We start from the raw sequence: 18,575 nt of genomic DNA on the forward strand, positions 1-18,575 counted from the left end.
TGTACGGCGGCTTCTTTCTTTCCCAGCCCATACAGGGCGGCGGCAAAATCAATCACATCCCCATCCGCACCGCAGCCGAAGCAGTGGTAACGCCGATCCAGCTTCATGCTTGGGGTTTTATCGTTATGGAACGGGCAGCAAGCCATCCCGTTCCGACCTACATGGATTCCATAATGCTCCGCAGCCTGTCTTGTTGTGACGGACTGCTTCACAGCTTCAAATACATTCAAATCTATCCCTCCTTGAAAAAAAGAAAAGCACCTGACATTCTCAATCTGAAAATGGCAAGTGCCTGTTAAAGTTCCATATCCTGTTGTTTGTGTTTTGTCTGCACCGGGGCAGTTCTTTGTGCTTTTTTCTCGTCCGCCTTATCCTGCAAGACTTCTTTGAGGGGCTGCTTCTTGGGCGGCTCTTTGCTTTCTTCTGTGCCGGGGGTGGCTTTCCGTACCCAGTAGCGGATGTCCCGCAGCTTCTTCAAATCCTCCTGTACCTCTGTCAGCGGTACTTTCAGCTCTGCGATTTCGCTGAGAAGTTTTTCCTGCTCCTGTTGCAGTTCCTTTTGGGTGCTGTCCTTATCGTCCGGGTGCTTGGCAAGGTAGGCGGTGGCTTTCGCATACCGGGCGACCTCCGGGTGTTCCTGTTTGAATTTCTCCTTTGTTTTCTTGAAAAATATCTTCTGGTACTTCTCATAGACAGGCTTACATTCCTTGCAGTCTGTCCGGCTGGCAAGAATCCCGTCAATCACTTTGCTGCGGGCTTCCTTTGGCTTCATCTGACTGCGGTAATCTGCGGCTGATTTCCCGGAAGATTCCAGAAATACTTCTAAGTCCTCCACAGTAGAAATCCCCTTTTGACGGAGATAGGACAGGGCTTCGCTGACTGCCTTTAAGTCCTGTGAAGTCCCCCGGTTCTGTCCAGCCCTTGTCCAGTCCTTCCGTTCTTCCTTTCGTATCTCCATATACTTCATCAGCAGATTGGGAAGAAGTGTCGCTTCCTCCGCCGCTTTTTGTGCAAGCAGTTCTTTTCGTTTTTCTCCCAGCTCGGTAATCCAGCCTTTGAGGTTTTGAATGAGCTGCCGGATAGACTTCATCAGGCGGTTGGCGGCTCTGATTTCCCGGTTCAGGTTGCCGATGTTCGTCTGGATACCCCGCTTTTCCATCTGCCGGACAGCAGCTCCCTCATGGACAGTAGGGATAATATCAAGCCCCTGTCTGGCATAAGAACGCAAGTCCACACGCTCTGGGCGGTCATTGGCTTCCAGATAGCGGTTCTGGATGACCTCCCATTCATGCCGCCAGATTTCGCAATACTTCTGGTCGTTCCAATCCACCGTATCCTCCTTGTGGCTTTTCCATCTGCCGGACGGAAGTTTGATCCGTTCCCCGTTTTCGTCAAGGTCATAAACCTTGCGGCTCTTGGGAAGCCATTTTCCATGTTCGTACATTGAACTCATAGTGAGCATGACATGGGCGTGGGGATTGTGTCCCGGCGGATGGGGGTCATGGATTGCAAAATCAGCAATCATGCCTTTGGAAACAAACTGCTGCTCACAAAACTCCCGGACAAGGACAGCATACTGGTCGGGTGGTATCTCTCTTGGGATGGTAAGCACCCACCGCCTTGCAAGCTGGGAGTTCCATTGCTTTTCCACCGCTTCGGCGGCGTTCCATAAGGTATTGCGGTCTGCATACGACCGTGGGGCGTTTGCCGGGAGCAGAATTTCATTGTGGACGATACCACGCTTTTCCGGGTAGTGCTTCACTTGCTGGTCGTATTCACAGAACAGCTTTTCGCCGCTTTGGTAAGCAGCGGCGGCAACAGCAGACTGTCGCTGGCTGCGCTGAACAATCGTGATTTCGTTGTGCGGACAGGGCATTTCGTATCACTCCTTTCGGTAATCGGTGGATGGGGTGGCGTTTTGCCACCCCATTTTGGGCAGAAAAAAAGCAGGAGACCTTTTTCAGATTTCCTGCTCGGTGTGCCGCTGTGTGGGCGGCGGGTATTTAGTTGTAAAAGTTCGGGACAAGTTGACCCGATGTGTGGGTGGCAAACTGGAATTAATCAGTTTCTTGTAACCTTTCGAATAGTTGGCTATCAATTTTATAAATTCCTTGATAAGGCTGTTCAATATAGTATTTACCACTATCCTCATACGCAAAGATAGTACTTGTTCCTGTCTCAAACTGGAAGTCAATTTTGATATAACTTTCCACTTGTGGACAGTCTTGAACACTTTCCTTCTTAGTCGGTTCAGAACTGGAAATATCGGCGATTATTTCACTTATCCAAGTTTTGTCTGAATGACTTACTGTATTTTCCCCAAAAGTTATATCAATAGATGTAATCTCGTCGGTTTGAGGTAACGTAATAGGAGCTACCTTTTTTCCACACGCAACTAAAGTCAGTACACAAGTAAGACACAAAAACAAAGAAAGAAATTTTTTCATAAGCATATTACCTCCAAATTCCGATTAGTCGTTGACTTCATTATACTTTATTCGACCGTCAAAGTATAGAGAGATTTTGTAAAACTTGTCGGCTGGGAACAGCTTGCAACGCAAGGTGTCCCCAGATGGCAAGTTCACAAAAGGGTAGCTGGCGGCAGCCAGCGCAGGGGAAGCGTAGCGTCCCCTGTATGATTTGGAGCAGACCATGACTGCGGAAAATCACAGCCCTCCGGCGAGGAGCCTTCGGAGAACGCAATGCACCAACCTCTGGGTGGTGTATAATTGCGCCCTTAGTAAACTAAGGGGGTTCCGGCATCTCCCGTTCCAGCAGTTTTTTCAATAGTTCCTGCGTGTCCTGTCTGTGAAAAATGAGTTTCAACAACAGCATGACATCATCATCTGTCAGGCGTTCCGGTTCTTGCAGAAAACTTTCCAGCATACCGCCACGTGTACAGAGCCGGTGCGTTCGTTCTTTTCGGGTAAGCTGCTTCAGCTGATGCTGCAATGCCTTTTCATCATTGATGGCTTTCCGCAGTTTCTTTTCGCTTTTTTCCAACTCCCGATTGAGTTTTTCCAGCTTTGATGTATCAGGCAAGGGCAGCGTCCTCCTTTCCCGGTATCAGCACATAAATCCTGTTTGGTTCTCCAATGCCCTGACGCACCCGCATGATAAGTCCGGCAGTTTCCAGTTCATTCAGAGAACGCTTGACCGTCATGGAGCTGCGGGACAGGACTGCGGCAATGGCTGTGACAGGGAAGCAGACAAAGAGGATTCCGTTCTCGTCCTCCTGCCCTTTGGAGAGCATAGCGTCCAGCATCCGGCAGTACATGACCTTTGCGGTGCTGCTGACTGGAAATCCTGTCAACGCTCTGGGAAAAGGCATACAGGGCGGCAATGGTGTGTCTATCGTCATAAATTCAAAATTCATTCTGTGTGTTCCTCCTTTTTCTTTGCTCGTTTGGATAAATAACAGGGGCAGTCAATCACAACCGCCCGGAAGCTCTGCTTGCACCCATGCTGGCATTTCCGGCATAATTCGTTGTAAGTGACACGCCCCCGGTCATTGAGGTAAAAGGAAAGCTCATACTTCCTCTTTTTGCTCATTCTCGGCATATTGCGCTTCCTCCCGTTTTAGTGTATGGTTTCGGGGCGATTTTCGGTAAAATTACAGCCATAGAGCCGCTTAAAATCTCCCGAAGTATCAGCGATAGGGTAGACTGTCCCCCTATCAGATTGTTGTGTTTCGGTATCATTTCGGTGTCAGTTCGCCAGTTCTCCCCGGTGTCGTTCCTCCCCTGAATCTCACAGCGGCGTATCGCTCCCTTTGGTACGCTCGTTTCGGTCAGGGTTCCTCCACATCCCTGCCAAAAGTCATGGCGCTACATCGCCGGGGAAGCATATCCCACACAGGCTGGTCATTCGATTGGAATAATCCATCGATGAACTACCTGTATCATAGAACATTTTTGTGCCCTGTGCCGTATGTCCACAAAGTAGGAATTCGGGGTAAAAATCAGAAATTTCCACGATTGCGGAATTGATATGGTATAATCAATTCAACGGTTATAAATGTCGTTAGAAAGGGGGAACTGCTTCAATGAACGGAGCTACTACAATACAGGAACGGCTAAAAGATTTACGATTAAACAAAGGATTAAAACTGGAAGAACTGGCTGAGCAAACGGGTATTTCAAAATCGGCTCTTGGCAGTTATGAAAAAGACGACTATAAGGAAATCAATCATGGCAACCTTATCCTGCTGGCAGATTTTTATGGGGTGTCCCTCGATTATCTCTTTTGCCGGACAGAGAACCGGGCGGAGATCAACACGCCATTAAGGGAGCTGCATTTGAGTGATGAGATGGTAGCACTTCTGAAAAGCGGTCGGATTAACAACCGTCTGCTGTGCGAACTTGCCACCCATAAGGACTTTATCAAGTTTCTTGCGGACATTGAGATTTATGTGGATGGGATTGCCACCATGCAGATTCAAAACCTCAACGCCCTTGTCGATACCGTCCGGCATGAAATCATTGAACGGTATCGCCCCGGCGAAGATGACCCCCATTTGAAAGTGTTGCAAGCCGCCCATATCAGTGATGATGAATATTTCAGTCACATGGTACGGGATGACCTCAACCTGATTATCCGGGATATTCGGGAAGCCCATAAAAAGGACAGCGAGAGTGCACCTCAGACCACCGTTGCCGATGAACTGAAAGAAAATCTGGAAGCGGTTGAAAATTTCAAGGGCAGCCGTGATGAAAAGCTGGTTGTCCTTTACTGTAAGCAGCTTGGTATCAACTATAAAAATCTGTCAGATGAAGAATTTCGCTGGCTGATTCGGATTCTCAAAAAATCAAAGAAAATGGGAACGCCTATCAGCCAGAGGAAAAAACGATAAAGAAAAACCGCTGTTGCATGGTTTGTTGGCTTCCATGTAGCAGCGGTTTTTGCTGGGATTATTCAGTTGAATTTTTAGCACGACAAACTGGAATTTGTCAAAGAGGATTATTCCAATATTCCACAGTATTTCTATTTACATCATAAAAAGTAATATTACCCGCATTTATAGGCAAGACAATCGCAAAAGGTTTATTGCGGTCAATATCAACCACTTGAATTGTGTTGCCATCATCTATTTCAAGTTGTTGCACCTGCTGTTGATTCATAGAAATAAATGCTCGTTCATTATATCCCTCTACAGTAAACTCCACAATTCCTCTTTGAATCCCCGAAAGAGTTCCACCTCCACGGAAAAAATATCCGAAGGAAAGTCCTGGACGATTGACATAGACGGAAAAAGAATGGTCACTCAAATCCTGAGGGTAAGAAATATATGCAGCCATCGTGCTGGAAACGCTTCCATCGACCGTCCAATCATCCTTAATCTTCTGCGACGAACGAATATCTGCCTCCAGCTTAGATGAAGTCACGCCGATCTCATTGTTCGTATAAAGAAAACAAACAAATAAAATACAAGCAAGAACAACCCCTATCACAATTTTAAGAAATATTTTTTTCCTTTATTATTTTTCATTTTTTTAAACTATTTAATACTAATGTCTTTTATAATAGCTTTTCATATATTATATAATCAATCTTTATAAGTCCTTTTATAAATTTCTTTTCTACCATTTTCGATAAATTCCTGTTTAATATTTTTAATTCCATAAACAATAGTTTCAATAGGATAATATTCTTCAACTATATCTTGATATTCTTTTGCTTTCTCAATATCTATATTTCCATACATTCTTAATATATCTTCTCCAAAATTTGTTCCTATTTCTTCTTCACTATCTTCAAGTAAGTATATAAAATCACAATATTCATCTATAATTCCAGAATCTCCAAAATCAATTATTCCAGTTAATCTATTATTGCCATCTAACAATAGATGATTACAACTAAAATCATTATGGCATAAACACTTTTTACCCTCAAAAACTGTTGTTGCATTTAGTCTTTCCATAAAACTTTCTATATAATCTTTTTCTATATCAGTTAAATCATTATAAATAGTTTCACGCAACAATATATACTCTTCTAATACATTTTGTTTATTATCAATAGTACATTCACTAATATCTGTATAATCTAAACCGTGCATTTGTCTTAAAAAACTGGCAATATCTCGTTTTAACAAATTTTGTTCTTCTTCTGACATAGTAGAATAAATTTCTGGTGTTAAAAAAGTTCCTTTAATTTCTTTATAACCTAGTATAGATAATTCATCACTAATATACGAATATTCAATATTAGGAATTTTTACATTAGTTTCTAAATTTGTATTTAAAAAATTATATATTGCTTTTTCTTTTGCATAACCTTTTTTCTTATTAGTACTAAATTTTGTTTTAAAAATGTATTCATTATTAACTAAATATGCCACACTATCATAACCACTACCGATTATTTCAATACTATCTACTTTGAAATTATCAAAGTAATGCTCAATTAAATATTTCATTGCCTTAACATTTGTGGCATTATCATCATATCTATATTCCATTAAATAACAATCTTCTTTTTTGCCCTCGTGTAATTCATGTTCTGGCAAATCTTCAATAATTCTAAAACCAGATTTTTGGTATGCCCTTATTGCTCTTGGATTATTTTTATGAGGGTCTAAAATAACTGCATTAGCATTTCTTTCTTTTTTCAAAAATTCAAAAATCAATTTAATATATCTTGTACCAATTCCTTTACTCCAATAATTTGGCTCTCCTATAAATTGATCCATACCATAGACTATCTCATCAGTTTTTGGATAATGATAATCAGTATATAACTCATCATACATTTTATATATTTGTCCATATCCAATAGGAACATTGTTATATTCAATAATTACTCTAAAAACTTCATCTTCCCAAGGCTCTGTATAATGTTTTTTTAATGATTCTAATGTATATTTTTTATCTCTACCACCATAAAATTCTAATACTCTTTCATCAGTTAACCATTTTAACATCAAAGGAAAATCATCATCTATTAAAGTTCTTATACATATTTCATTTTCAACTATATTCATTTATTTATCACCTTTTTCATAATCATATACATATACTATTTCATCTTTATAATCATTTTTACCACCTAATTTTTCATATACATGGCAAGCTCTAGGATTACCTTTATCAGTTATTAAAAACATTTCAGAACAACCAATCTCTTTAGAATATTCCTTAATAAAAGATAATAATTTTGAACCATAACCTTTGTCTTGATAGTTAGGTAACATTCCTATTGAGTGTAAATAAAACATTGTTTTTCCATCAGGTCTTAAAAGTGTATAGCAATATGCAAATCCTATAATTTTATTATTTTCTTTAGCTATAAACCCAAATGAACTGGTATCATTAAGAAATCCTTTTAAATTATCAATATCAAAAACCATATTATCATCAATTAAAACTTCTTCCATAAACTTTTTCACGCTATCAAAACTCCTTGTCAACTTTCGATTTGTCATAATCATTCTACCATACCGTTATGAATAAATCATCTCTTGCAAAATAATTTCTTCTGCCCGGTTGTGAATGTTATTGCAACGCTGCACCCATTCCATTTGATGGGTACGCTTCAATTCCTCGGTCACACCATCGGCAGCCTTCATCTGCTCCATGATGGTGTCTAACCGTTCCTGTGCCTGTTCGTTCAGGTCTGCAAGATATGTCCATAACTCCCCGGTCAGTGTCAATGTGTTCAATCTGGCTGGGTGGGCTTCTCTTAAATATTCCCGGTGCATCCGTCCGTACTTTCCGATAGGGCGGTGTTCCTCCGGCAGCTTCAAAACTGGGATATAGTAATCTCCGACAAGGATATAATCAATTCCGTTTTCCGTTATTCTTGGTTTCAATTCGCTCATGTTCCTTACCTCCTGTGGAAGCAGGCTCGTCTGGTACTAACTCAATCACATCGGTAATCTCACAATTCAGCGTTTCGCAGATACGGGCCAATGTATCCATGCTGATGTGCTTTCCCTCTTTGCTCATGTTGGCAATCATATTCGTTGTCATACCGGCGGCAAGCCTTAAATCTTCTTTTCTCATATCACGCTCTAACAGTGTATGCCAGAGTGGTTTATAGCTGATGTGCATATTGTTTTCCTGCCTTTTTATCCATACCACCGGGGCGGCTGCCCCGGCAGGAACTTTTCTCTTATTATAACACCAATCTTGTGTAATCACAATTTATTCTTGTATCCTGCCGCTGATACCGTCTGGATTGTGCTTTTCCTTTCTTTTTGTTCCCTTTAATTAGCCATAAACTGGCTGAAATCGAACTCCGAGCTTCCTCTTGTAAACGGCTCTTCCGCCGCCGCAAAGAGGATCTCGATATCCCGGTGCGGGATTCCTGCCTCCTGCACGGCACGGATGCCTTCTAAGATGGCGATTACCCCGGTCAGATCGTCCGCGCCAAGCACGGTGGTTCCATCCGAAGTGATGGTTCCGTCCTCATGAAAAACCGGCTTCTTTCCGATTCCCGGCGCGACCGTGTCCATATGCCCGGACAGCAGGATCGGCGTGCCCGGCAGCCCGCCCTTTAACGTTCCAAACAGATTTCCCGCATTGCCTCCTATTTTCTCGGCTGTGTCATCTTCCTTTGCCTGGATTCCCAGCTCTGTGAGCTTTTCCTTCAGGCGATCCGCCAGCTCGCGTTCCCCGAAACTTTCCGAGTCGATCCGCGCCAACTCGCCGAATTCGGCGCGGATGCGGGCTTCGTTTATCTCAATCTGTGCCATGATGACTTCCTCCTGTTTTCCATTCTTTTTTCTATCTATTTTTTACTCTCCCGCTAATTCCTACTATTTTTCTCTGTTTTGTGTATTATACACCGGAACATGATTGTAAGCAACGCGGAAATTTTTAAATGTACTTTCATATTCTTTTTTATATTCGCTGAAAAATCTGTTATACTAAAAATACAAAAAATTTTAATTTCAAGTCGAACGTCCGTGAGACAAATTTGCTATTACTCACCACCTGAAGAGGTGGGAGTCTTCTCGACTGAGATAAAAAGGAGAGACCATATATGTGTACAGCCGCAACTTACAAAACCGCCGATTTCTACTTCGGCAGAACCTTAGATTATGAATTTTCTTACGGGGACGAAGTAACCGTCACACCTCGCAACTATCCACTTACTTTCCGCCACGCAAGCGCGGTTTCTACCCACTATGCCATCATCGGCATGGCACATGTGGCGGGGGATTATCCGCTTTATTATGATGCTTTTAATGAGAAGGGGCTTTGCATGGCGGGACTGAATTTCGTCGGCAATGCTTCCTACCAGAAGCCGCAGGAGGATCATGACAACATCGCACAGTTTGAGTTCATCCCCTGGATTCTCAGCCAGTGCGCGTCCGTGAAAGAGGCTCGCATCCGCCTCTCCCAGATGCTACTGACCGACACCCCATTCAACGAGCAGTTTGCCCCGGCGCAGCTTCACTGGATTCTTGCCGATAAAAATGAATGCATCGTCATCGAGCCGATGGCGGACGGGCTGCATATCTACGACAATCCGGTGGGTGTCCTGACAAACAATCCGCCGTTCCCGCAGCAGCTGTTCTCCCTCAACAATTACATGAACTTGTCCCCGAAGCAGCCGCAGAATACATTTTCTGCCGATCTGCCGCTTACAACCTACAGCCGCGGCATGGGCGCTCTCGGACTTCCGGGAGACCTCTCCTCCGCTTCCCGGTTTGCACGGGTCGCTTTTACAAAATCAAATGCCCGCTCCGGCGCATCCGAGCTAGAAAGTGTCAGCCAGTTTTTCCATATCCTAGGTTCGGTTGACCAGCAGCGCGGATGCTGCGAGGTCTCCGATGGAAAATATGAAATCACACTCTACACCTCCTGCTGCAACGCGGATAAGGGGATTTACTACTACACGACATATGAAAACCATCAGATCACGGCAGTGGATATGAACCGGGAGAACCTGGACGGGGAGACTCTTTCAAGATTTCCGCTGGTACAGGGGGAACAGATACGGTGGGAGAATTAGGACGAAGCATTTTCTTCTATCCTCTTCTTCACGCATGGCAGGCAGCCCACCGTATGAAGACTCCGGACACACGTTCCTATAAAGCAAAAAGCAGGGAGAGGAAATATTCCGCAAACATTTCCTCTCCCTGTTCAAGCCGAACGGCCGACATCAATAAACCGGATATACGTATTCATCCTCTGCCGCCTCTGCTTTTTCTACCTTCAAGACCTGAATCTCCATTCCTTTCTCTTCATCATAATGATAGGTTCCTGTGACTGTCACCCATTCATCCTGTGAAAGAGTTTCCGCCTGATCCCAGATACACAGCGGTCCGCAGGGCTGCAGATCTGCCACACAGCAGCTCATCAGCATACGGATCAAGCCAAACTGCCCCACTGTGAGTGTATCATCCCGGTAAACAGTTCCATGCATCTGGATTTCATATCCTTCGTACATCTCCGGATAATAGCTGAGCTGCACCAGCCACGGATAAAAACTGGCATCATCCACGACAATCCGCCTGTTTTCTGTATCCAGCCCAGGAGGCGTTTCGATCCTTTCTGAATCTTCCTGTGCTCCTGCTGTTTCATCTATATTACCGCCCTGTGTTTCTTCTAGGGATTCTGTCCCGTCATCAGACGAGCCGGTATACATATCCGCTGCCTGTGTCACTGCCGCTTCACTCTCGCCAGACACAGCCTGCTTATCCGTCTTCTCATTCTGTCCGCTTTCTTCTCTCGGACGCCCCGCCTGTACCAGTCCCTGGCTGGAATAGGACATATTCCCCGATGCCCCCAGCGCCTGATATGGCAGCTGCAGCGCCATGAGTGGGATTAGAAGAACCAGCGTCCGGTTCAGATGCTGCCGGTATTCCGGTATCCCGATCCAGGCAAAGCAGGAAAATGCCCAGACTGCCATTACCAGCGCCGCAAAATACAGATACCCTTTCATCCTGGGAGTCACAAAGAGAAGATACTGGCCTGTATACGCCATCCAGAAGAGTTTCAGTCCAAAGAGGAGGCTTATCACTGCCTCAATGAGTGCCCCCGGATTGATATAATGCCTTCTCATCCTGCCATTCCTCCTCCCAGAAGTCCTGCTGTAAGCACCACTCCAAAGCAGACTGCAAATACCGTAAGCGCCAGCCTGACAATAAACGATGCTTTAAAATATCCTCGCAGCATCATCACGTTTTTGATATCCATCATGGGTCCAAATACGAGAAATCCAAGAAGCGGAACCGTTGAAAAAGTTCCCGCCATGCTTCTCGCCACCACTGCATCCGAGGACGAGCACAGAGAAAGCAGAAATGCCAGCAGAATCGCCGCAAACAACGCCACCGGAAGGCAGGAAGCCCCCCATTCTTTTAAAACTCCCAGATTCACCGCCTGAAACAGGGTGGATACCGCAATTCCCACAACCAGATACCTGGCAACCGAGTAAAATTCCATGCGGGCATGCCACAAAAATTGTTCTGCCCTGCCCAGCCTTCCGCTTCTGCTCTCCCGATAGCAGCCACAGGTACAAAATGAAGTGTTTCCAGCTTCTCCTTTCAAATAATCCGTCGGTTTCCGGATGAAAAAGCTGGTGCCAATCAAAAAGGAACAGAGGATTCCCAGACCGGTCCGGTAAAAAACTGCCCGAAAACTCCCATTAAAAGCATAATACGTTGAAAGAAGTACAACGGGATTTACAATTGGTGCTGCCGTCATAAAACAGATGGCAGCCGGAAGCGGAACCCCTTTTTTCAGTAATCCTTGGAAAACAGGGATCGACGCACAGTCACACACCGGCAAAAAAAATCCGGCTCCAATTCCCATTCCCATCGCAAAGACCGGATTAGACGGAAATATCCGCTCCAGAACCCCTACCGGAATGAAGACCTGAATGGCCGAGGAAATCAGGACACCCAAGAGTAAAAATGGAACCGCCTGCAAAAACACTCCCATAAAAATAGTAAAATAGCGGATCAACGGCACGCCTCGCTGTTCTGCCAGTGCCACTACCATCAGTAAAAAACAGGCAAGCAGCGCAAAAGCGAGCCATTCTAACAGCGGGCTTCCCTTCTGTTTTCCCAATTCATCCAACAGGGCTTCTTTTGAATATTCCCAGACTTCTGTCGATGGCGCCAGTGCTTTGCACATATGCTCCAACTGCTTTACCGCGTTTTCATCTTCCGTATTTCTCAAGTAAATCACATCACTAGAAGCTACCTGTGAAATCGGACCTTCCCCGGTCTGTCCAAGCATCATTCCCGCCATTTCCACATCTGCCAGATACATTACCCTTTCGATATGAATCCTTCGTCGGAGCGCATTGGACAGGAGAAGCTTCTCCAGTGTTCCAAAACGTTCCATTCCGTTCCACTCCACCCAGATCTCTTCATAGCGGTGGATTTCAAGCTCCACCTCCACTCTGTCTGCTACCTCTTCCAGATGTGTCTCCAGCTCATCCCGATCCCAGCTCCGGATTTTCCAACTGCACCTCTCTGCCTCCTTTGTATCCAGTACCTCTTCTCCTTCTTCAAACTGAAAAATCAGTACATTCCGGCAATGTCTGAGACGAAGACTATTTTCTATCAGTTTCGTCTTTCCGCTGCCCAGAAACCCTTCTACGATATAAACCGGTGTTGTCATCGTCCCATCTCCTTTCCTTTGATTCCAAGAGCTGCCACAAAGCACGCGACTTCCAGAAGTACAATTGTACCACCCGGTTTTGTTCCCCAATAGTACGAGATAAACAATCCAAGAATCGTTGTCCCGACCGCTGCCAAAACAGACCACAGAACCGTCATCCGATAACTGTTTCCCATCTGCATTCCAAACGCTACCGGAACCACCAGCATCGAAGAAATAATTAAGGTTCCCACGGTTCTTGATGCGATCGATACGGTACATGCTGTTAAAACAGTAAATAGAAAATTCACCTTACGCACCGGAACTCCCGAGATTCTGGCTGCATTTTCATCAAATCCTATATAAAAAAGTTCCTTCCGAAATAAAATAAGAAGCAGCAGTACCGCTGCGCTGACAGCACATACCCCCAAAAGTTCCGCTGTGCTGATTGACACGATACTTCCAAACAAAAAGCTGTTAAAGTTAGCACTGTTTTTAACAAATCCGGACAATACTCCGGCAAGACCTATTCCAGCAGACATAACGATCGCAATCGCATTTTCTGAATACCGGGGAAGACGACGCCGAATCGCCTCAATTGCCAGCGCTGCCACCACACAGATACCGCCTGCTCCGGCTACCGGGTTGATTCCAAACAGCATTCCGATCGCTACCCCTGCTAAAGAAGCATGGGCCAGTGCATCTCCCACCATCGACATCCGTTTAAGTACTACCGTCATGCCAATCAGCGGCGTAATAACAGCCAGCAAAATTCCTACTAAAAATGCCCTCTGCATAAATCCATACTCGAAAATACTCATTTTTCCTCTACCCCTCCTTCTTCCATCTTAAAAAAGCGATTTGCTCCGGAAAATACAGCTTGATTTCCGTGGGTAATCAAAAAAATTGTCATCGCCTCTTCTTGATTTCTGCGTTTTAATACCGCTGCCAACTGCCGAAGGGACTCCTGATCCACTCCGACAGCCGGTTCGTCCAGAAGGAGAAGCTGAGGTTTGGAAATCAACACACGTGCTAACATAACCCGTTGCTGCTGGCCACCGGAAAGTTCCCCTATCCGCCGGTTTAACGCATCTTTCATTCCCATTTCTTCCAATGTCCGGCATATTCTTTCCTTTTTATCTTTAACAGCCCACTTTTTCCAGAATGGATGATACATTCCGGTTTCCATGATTTCCTCCACCGTTGCCGGGAAAAATGCGTTGCGGCTGGTTCCATTTTGCGGCATATAGCCGATGCGGATTCGATGAAGCGCTGCTGTCAAAGAATCACTTCCTGCTATCACAACCCTTCCTTTTGCCGACTCCAACTCTCCCGACAATACTTTCATCAATGTGCTTTTACCGCTTCCATTTTCCCCTGTCAGCACTGCATAATCGCCCTGCCGGATTGAAAAATTTAAATTATGTAACACTCTGCGGTTCCCATATTCAAATGAAAGATGATCTACATCCACTATCTTCATGCCCGCTCCCTTTTCTTTACTGATTCAGTGCTTCCACCAATGTCTCAAGATTTGATTCCATTACAGAAAAATAATCCGCCCCTGCTTTTAATTCCTCATCACTAAGCCCTTCTAATGGATTTAACATCTTTGTCTGCGCTCCGATTTCTTTTGCAATCGTTTCCGATATCTTCGGACTTACCAGCTCCTCAAAGAAGATGGTCTTAACCTGATGTTTTTTTGCAAAATCCACAATCTCCTTCATCCGGGCTGCATCCGGTTCTGAATCTGCGGATAATCCTTCGATTCCGCTCTGGTTTAAACCGTATGCCTGGCACAGATACCCAAATGCCTGATGTGCAGCTATCACATCCCGTGTTTTCACATCCGATAATTTTTCCTGATACTCTGCATCCAGATCATCCAGCTTCTTCGCATAGGTCTGGTAGTTTTTCTCATAATACTCCTGATGATCTGGATCCGCTGATACAAGTGCATCTTTTATATTTTCCATTTCCTTCTTCGCATTTTCCGGCGCTAACCACACATGGGGGTCATAGGTAATCTCTTCTGCATGCTCATCCTTCTCTCCGTTTTCTTCCTCCTCATGCTCTGAGCCTTCCAGCAGATCAATTCCCGTAGATGCTTCCACCGCAATCAGGTTTTTATTGTCCAGCGACGTAAGCACATCGGCAGCCCAGTGCTCCATTCCGGCTCCGTTGTATATAAAAATATCTGCCTCTTCCAACTTCTTGATGTCAGAAGCTGCCGGTTCCCAGTCATGAGGTTCCGTTCCCGCCGGCACCATATTCGTCACCTCCACCCGATCGCCGCCTATCTTTTGGGCAAAATCATACATCGGATAAAAGCTCGCCATGACCTTTAACTTGTCTCCATCGATGCTTATTACATCCGTCTCTGTTTCCCCGCTTCCGTCTTTCTCCTCCTGTTCGGTCTCTATATCGGACGATTCCACCGCCCTTCCGGCACAGCCCGTCATCCACACGAGTGCAGAGATTGCTATCATTCCCATAAACACACTTTTCTTTTTCATTCTGTCTGCTCCTTTCAGCTGTAGGTTATCGCATAGTATTTGCAGAAGCACCTGCCTGTCAACAGCAGGCTTTGTGTCTTCTGCTCTACACATTAATAAATGCAAGTAATTTGCGTTTATTAATATAGCACCCTTTTTTTACATCGTCAAGATTAATTTGCAAATGAGTTGCATTTTATTCTTATGCGGCTTGACGCTTCCTCCCTTCACCGCTAAAATAGGAGCTAACAGACAAAGGAGATATTGCCGTATGACTTCGATCCGAAAACCATATACAACCAAAACAAGGACTGAGATTCTCGAATACCTGAAAGAGCACGCTTCCAGCACGGTAAGCGTTGCCGATATACAAAATTATCTGAAAGAAAAACGGGCAGAAACCAATACTACCACCATTTACCGATTTTTAGACAAACTGTGCCGAGAGCACATCGTTATCAAATATCCAGATGCTGAAAATGACAAAGCCGTTTACCAATATGCCGGAGAAGGTGCCCACTGTATGGAGCATCTTCATCTTAAATGTACCCGCTGCGGACGCCTGTTTCACCTTGACTGCGATTTCATGGATGAACTCCGTCAGCATCTCCTAGAAGAGCATGGCTTTCTGCTCCAATGCAGCGGTGATCTGCTGCATGGCCTCTGCCAGGAATGCGCCGCCAAAGAAGGTTCTGAAAAAGAGCTTTAATGTTCCTGCATTTTTTAGTATACTGGTAGCATATGCACACGAATTTACCGGAAAACGGCCGTTTGAGGCGGATTTTCCCATTACCGCATATCAATATCTTTTGGAGGATTTTATCATGTCTGAAATCACAGGACGCAATGTCGGCAAAACCTGCCGCACTCATTACAAAGGAACCTTTAATGACGGAACACAGTTTGATTCTTCCTACGATCGTGGCGAACCCCTTGAGTTTGTCTGCGGTGCCGGTCAGATGATCAAAGGCTTCGATGCCGCTGTCGCTGATATGGAAGTAGGCGAGATGAAAGAGATTCACCTGATGCCGGAGGAAGCTTACGGCATGCCGGATCCGAACGCCATTCTGGAACTGGAGATCGCTAAACTGCCAGGTTCCGAGGAACTGGAAGTTGGACAGCAGGTATACTTAACCAACCAGATGGGACAGCCGTTCCCGGTCAAGGTTATCGCAAAGAATGAGGTAAATATCACGTTTGATGCCAATCATGAGATGGCTGGTAAGGAGCTTAACTTTAAGATTGAGCTGGTTGAAGTAAAATAACCGTAACACAACTGCCCTTACATTATAACAACACGCGCCGTCAGCGCCCATCCCGGGAGCTGGCGGTATTTTTTCTTGACAAATTCTCACTCCTCCACTATAATTACCCACGGTAATTATCACAAGTAACTATTTGATAAGGAGACTTTCCATATGACCATCGAAACAATCAAGCGGATGTTGGACGCCTGTTATCAGGGCAAACGAATCCGGGATATGCTTCCGCCGCTGCCGAAGGGAGTCACTTCCTCCTATATTCAATATCTGGATGTCATCCAGTCGCTGGAGCGAAACGGCATCCATGTAAAAATATCGGACATCAGCGATGCGCTGAACCTGCCTCGCCCAGGCGTGACCCGGACTGTCAAGGAGATGGAAGCGGGCGGTTATCTCCAAAAGAAAACCTCGCAGAACGACGGGCGTGTTACCTACATTTCCATCACCGAAGCGGGCAGGACGCTCTCACAGACGTACGACACCGAATACTTCAGCGCGCTCGCCCCGTCTTTAGACACCATTACTGAGGAGGACGCCCGCCAGATGATTCAGACGATGGAGACATTTTATCAGATTATGTGCAAACGGAGGGATTCCCATGAATAATGATAAAGCTGATTTTACACAGGGCAGTATCCTGAAAAAACTGATCGCTTTCATGATTCCGGTGCTCGGTGCACTGATTCTGCAGGCGGCATACGGCGCGGTCGATCTGCTGGTGGTTGGACGGTTCGGTTCGACCTCCGGTCTTTCCGCCGTTTCGACGGGCAGCCAGGTCTTAAACCTCGTCACCTTCGTCGTAATTCAGTTCGCTATGGGTATCACCGTTTTGATCGCCCGCTATCTCGGTGAAAAGAAACCGCAGCAGATCGGCGCAGTTGTCGGCGGAGCTTCGATTGTATTTACGATCATTTCCGCCGTTTTATTCGTCGTCATGGTCTTTTTTGCCCGCCCGATCGCCATTCTCATGCAGGCACCCGAGGCGGCGGTGGATCAGACCGCCAGCTACATCCGCATCTGCGGAGGCGGCATTTTCTTCATCGTCGCCTACAACCTGCTGTCCTCCATCTTCCGCGGGCTCGGTGACAGCCAGTCACCGCTTCTCTTTGTCCTGGTTGCCTGCATCGTCAATGTGATCGGCGACCTCGCACTGGTAGCTGGTCTTCATATGGACGCCGCCGGTGCCGCCATCGCGACCGTCTCCGCGCAGGCGCTCAGCGTTATTTTCGCGATTATTCTTTTAATTAAGAAAACTCTGCCATTTACGATCACCCGGCACGATTTCCGCTTCAACACCCAGTGTCCGAAATTTCTTTCCATCGGACTGCCGCTGGCGCTTCAGGAATTTTTAACCCAGCTTTCCTTCTTAGCCCTGTGCGCCTTTGTCAATCGACTGGGACTGGAAGCGTCCTCCGGTTACGGTGTAGCATGCAAAATCGTCAATTTCGCCATGCTTGTCCCGAGCGCCCTGATGCAGTCGATGGCTTCCTTCGTCTCCCAAAACGTGGGGGCAGGGAAAGTCAAACGTGCCAGGCACACCCTTTTTACGGGAATCGGCGTCGGTCTGTGCGTCGGCTGTATCGTCTTTACCCTGGTTCTCCTAAAAGGCGATGTCCTGTCCGGCTTCTTCTCGACGGATGCGGCGGTCATCCAGAACAGCTATGATTACCTGAAAGGATTCGCACTCGAGTCCATCGTGACCGCGGTTCTGTTCAGCATGATCGGATATTTCAACGGAAATAACCAGACACTTTGGGTTATGACACAGGGACTCATCCAGACACTTCTGGTGCGTCTCCCGCTAGCGTATTTCATGAGTATCCAGCCGGATGCCAGCCTGACCAAGATCGGTCTCGCAGCCCCCGTTTCTACGATCGTCGGCATTGTACTAAATATCGGATATTATATCTACTGGACCCGGAAACAGCAGCACCCGCCAGTGGAAGAAATCATATAAAAACACAGGAACTGCTCCGTAACAGGCAGGCACTTTCAGAGCGAAGGTGTCTGCCTGTTATCGTCACGGCACTTTCGGTTTCAAAAGTGCCTATCCTTGAATAATTGCGCTGTTCACAAATTCTTCACAAAAAAATTAGCACTCACCTCTTGACAGTGCTAATTATGTGTGTTATATTACAGCTAGAACAAAGGAGAGGAACAAGGAAATGAGAACAAGCTTGTTGCCGCCGATGTTTTCACATAGATGTTAAGATGTTACTGGGCATGTATGCGTGAACAGTAACGTTAAGATAATACGA

At 45.7% G+C, this 18,575-nt stretch carries 23 protein-coding genes; 6 read left to right on the forward strand and 17 right to left on the reverse strand.

The features are described from left to right. The 6 genes from DW720_RS16035 to DW720_RS12680 form a co-directional block, all read right to left on the reverse strand. Window positions 1–230: CHC2 zinc finger domain-containing protein (locus DW720_RS16035; protein WP_243099733.1), on the reverse strand; the 230-nt coding region annotated here is incomplete at its 3' end. A 65-nt stretch (window positions 231–295) separates the two neighbouring features. Continuing rightward, window positions 296–1,876: a MobQ family relaxase gene (mobQ, locus tag DW720_RS12660; RefSeq protein ID WP_118749724.1), complete on the reverse strand. Its 1,581-nt coding sequence runs from the start codon at window positions 1,874–1,876 to the stop codon at window positions 296–298. A gap of 181 nt (window positions 1,877–2,057) precedes the next feature. Then, a complete protein-coding gene (locus DW720_RS12665) occupies window positions 2,058–2,447 on the reverse strand; it encodes a DUF5301 domain-containing protein (RefSeq protein WP_029731695.1) in 390 nt (129 codons plus the stop codon). A gap of 298 nt (window positions 2,448–2,745) precedes the next feature. Continuing rightward, window positions 2,746–3,042, reverse strand: a complete 297-nt coding sequence (locus DW720_RS12670; protein ID WP_005927679.1) for a DUF3847 domain-containing protein — start codon at window positions 3,040–3,042, stop codon at window positions 2,746–2,748. Further along, a complete protein-coding gene (locus tag DW720_RS12675) occupies window positions 3,035–3,376 on the reverse strand; it encodes a DeoR family transcriptional regulator (protein WP_005927681.1) in 342 nt (113 codons plus the stop codon). Before DW720_RS12675 ends, DW720_RS12670 begins: the two co-directional genes overlap by 8 nt. Then, window positions 3,373–3,561: a hypothetical protein gene (locus tag DW720_RS12680; RefSeq protein ID WP_005927683.1), complete on the reverse strand. Its 189-nt coding sequence runs from the start codon at window positions 3,559–3,561 to the stop codon at window positions 3,373–3,375. Before DW720_RS12680 ends, DW720_RS12675 begins: the two co-directional genes overlap by 4 nt. Before the next feature lie 484 nt (window positions 3,562–4,045). Between DW720_RS12680 and DW720_RS12685 the strand changes: the two genes are divergently transcribed. Further along, on the forward strand, window positions 4,046–4,852 hold the full coding sequence (locus DW720_RS12685; RefSeq protein ID WP_006573790.1) for a helix-turn-helix transcriptional regulator: 807 nt from the start codon (window positions 4,046–4,048) through the stop codon (window positions 4,850–4,852). A gap of 97 nt (window positions 4,853–4,949) precedes the next feature. On the opposite strand, the gene DW720_RS12690 is transcribed toward DW720_RS12685, so the two are convergent. The 6 genes from DW720_RS12690 to DW720_RS12715 form a co-directional block, all read right to left on the reverse strand. Further along, window positions 4,950–5,465 carry a hypothetical protein gene (locus tag DW720_RS12690; RefSeq protein ID WP_051395754.1) on the reverse strand — a complete coding sequence of 172 codons (516 nt, stop codon included), beginning with the start codon at window positions 5,463–5,465 and terminating at the stop codon, window positions 4,950–4,952. An 80-nt stretch (window positions 5,466–5,545) separates the two neighbouring features. After that, complete coding sequence (gene aph(2'')-Ia, locus DW720_RS12695) at window positions 5,546–6,985, reverse strand: aminoglycoside O-phosphotransferase APH(2'')-Ia (RefSeq protein WP_001028144.1); 1,440 nt, start codon at window positions 6,983–6,985, stop codon at window positions 5,546–5,548. After that, the gene (locus DW720_RS12700; RefSeq protein WP_000393259.1) at window positions 6,986–7,378 is read right to left on the reverse strand and encodes a GNAT family N-acetyltransferase; all 393 of its coding nucleotides are present in this window, start codon (window positions 7,376–7,378) and stop codon (window positions 6,986–6,988) included. Window positions 7,379–7,444: 66 nt separating this feature from the next. After that, entirely contained in the window at window positions 7,445–7,822 is a 378-nt protein-coding gene (locus DW720_RS12705; protein WP_118749725.1) for a TnpV protein, read from the reverse strand. Then, window positions 7,782–8,054: a helix-turn-helix domain-containing protein gene (locus tag DW720_RS12710; protein ID WP_002593556.1), complete on the reverse strand. Its 273-nt coding sequence runs from the start codon at window positions 8,052–8,054 to the stop codon at window positions 7,782–7,784. The genes DW720_RS12705 and DW720_RS12710 overlap by 41 nt, the downstream gene beginning before the upstream one ends. A 155-nt stretch (window positions 8,055–8,209) precedes the next feature. After that, window positions 8,210–8,698 (reverse strand): M20/M25/M40 family metallo-hydrolase, encoded by a 489-nt coding sequence (locus DW720_RS12715; RefSeq protein ID WP_118749726.1) that lies wholly within the window; start codon window positions 8,696–8,698, stop codon window positions 8,210–8,212. A gap of 290 nt (window positions 8,699–8,988) precedes the next feature. Here DW720_RS12715 and bsh point away from each other — a divergent pair, with 290 nt between their 5' ends. Next, entirely contained in the window at window positions 8,989–9,963 is a 975-nt protein-coding gene (bsh, locus tag DW720_RS12720; protein WP_118638433.1) for a choloylglycine hydrolase, read from the forward strand. Window positions 9,964–10,113: 150 nt separating this feature from the next. Here bsh and DW720_RS12725 read toward each other — a convergent pair whose 3' ends face one another. From DW720_RS12725 to DW720_RS12745, 5 genes are read right to left on the reverse strand one after another with little or no spacing between them, the layout of a single operon-like run. Then, complete coding sequence (locus DW720_RS12725; protein ID WP_118743116.1) at window positions 10,114–11,016, reverse strand: TIGR03943 family protein; 903 nt, start codon at window positions 11,014–11,016, stop codon at window positions 10,114–10,116. Further along, window positions 11,013–12,581 carry a permease gene (locus DW720_RS12730; RefSeq protein ID WP_117796640.1) on the reverse strand — a complete coding sequence of 523 codons (1,569 nt, stop codon included), beginning with the start codon at window positions 12,579–12,581 and terminating at the stop codon, window positions 11,013–11,015. Before DW720_RS12730 ends, DW720_RS12725 begins: the two co-directional genes overlap by 4 nt. Continuing rightward, window positions 12,578–13,381 carry a metal ABC transporter permease gene (locus DW720_RS12735; RefSeq protein ID WP_117796639.1) on the reverse strand — a complete coding sequence of 268 codons (804 nt, stop codon included), beginning with the start codon at window positions 13,379–13,381 and terminating at the stop codon, window positions 12,578–12,580. Before DW720_RS12735 ends, DW720_RS12730 begins: the two co-directional genes overlap by 4 nt. Continuing rightward, window positions 13,378–14,043 (reverse strand): metal ABC transporter ATP-binding protein, encoded by a 666-nt coding sequence (locus DW720_RS12740; RefSeq protein WP_117796638.1) that lies wholly within the window; start codon window positions 14,041–14,043, stop codon window positions 13,378–13,380. Before DW720_RS12740 ends, DW720_RS12735 begins: the two co-directional genes overlap by 4 nt. A 16-nt stretch (window positions 14,044–14,059) precedes the next feature. Continuing rightward, on the reverse strand, window positions 14,060–15,076 hold the full coding sequence (locus tag DW720_RS12745; protein WP_117796637.1) for a metal ABC transporter substrate-binding protein: 1,017 nt from the start codon (window positions 15,074–15,076) through the stop codon (window positions 14,060–14,062). 250 nt (window positions 15,077–15,326) lie between these two features. Between DW720_RS12745 and DW720_RS12750 the strand changes: the two genes are divergently transcribed. The 4 genes from DW720_RS12750 (at window position 15,327) to DW720_RS12765 (ending at window position 18,274) form a co-directional block, all read left to right on the forward strand. Beyond that, on the forward strand, window positions 15,327–15,764 hold the full coding sequence (locus tag DW720_RS12750; protein ID WP_117796636.1) for a transcriptional repressor: 438 nt from the start codon (window positions 15,327–15,329) through the stop codon (window positions 15,762–15,764). 115 nt (window positions 15,765–15,879) lie between these two features. Beyond that, on the forward strand, window positions 15,880–16,320 hold the full coding sequence (locus DW720_RS12755; RefSeq protein WP_117796635.1) for a peptidylprolyl isomerase: 441 nt from the start codon (window positions 15,880–15,882) through the stop codon (window positions 16,318–16,320). 153 nt (window positions 16,321–16,473) lie between these two features. Continuing rightward, entirely contained in the window at window positions 16,474–16,923 is a 450-nt protein-coding gene (locus DW720_RS12760) for a MarR family transcriptional regulator (protein WP_117796634.1), read from the forward strand. After that, window positions 16,916–18,274, forward strand: a complete 1,359-nt coding sequence (locus DW720_RS12765) for an MATE family efflux transporter (protein WP_117796633.1) — start codon at window positions 16,916–16,918, stop codon at window positions 18,272–18,274. The genes DW720_RS12760 and DW720_RS12765 overlap by 8 nt, the downstream gene beginning before the upstream one ends. Window positions 18,275–18,575: the final 301 nt, after the last annotated feature.

Source organism: Clostridium sp. AM27-28 (assembly GCF_003480955.1).
Taxonomy (GTDB): domain Bacteria; phylum Bacillota; class Clostridia; order Lachnospirales; family Lachnospiraceae; genus Otoolea; species Otoolea fessa.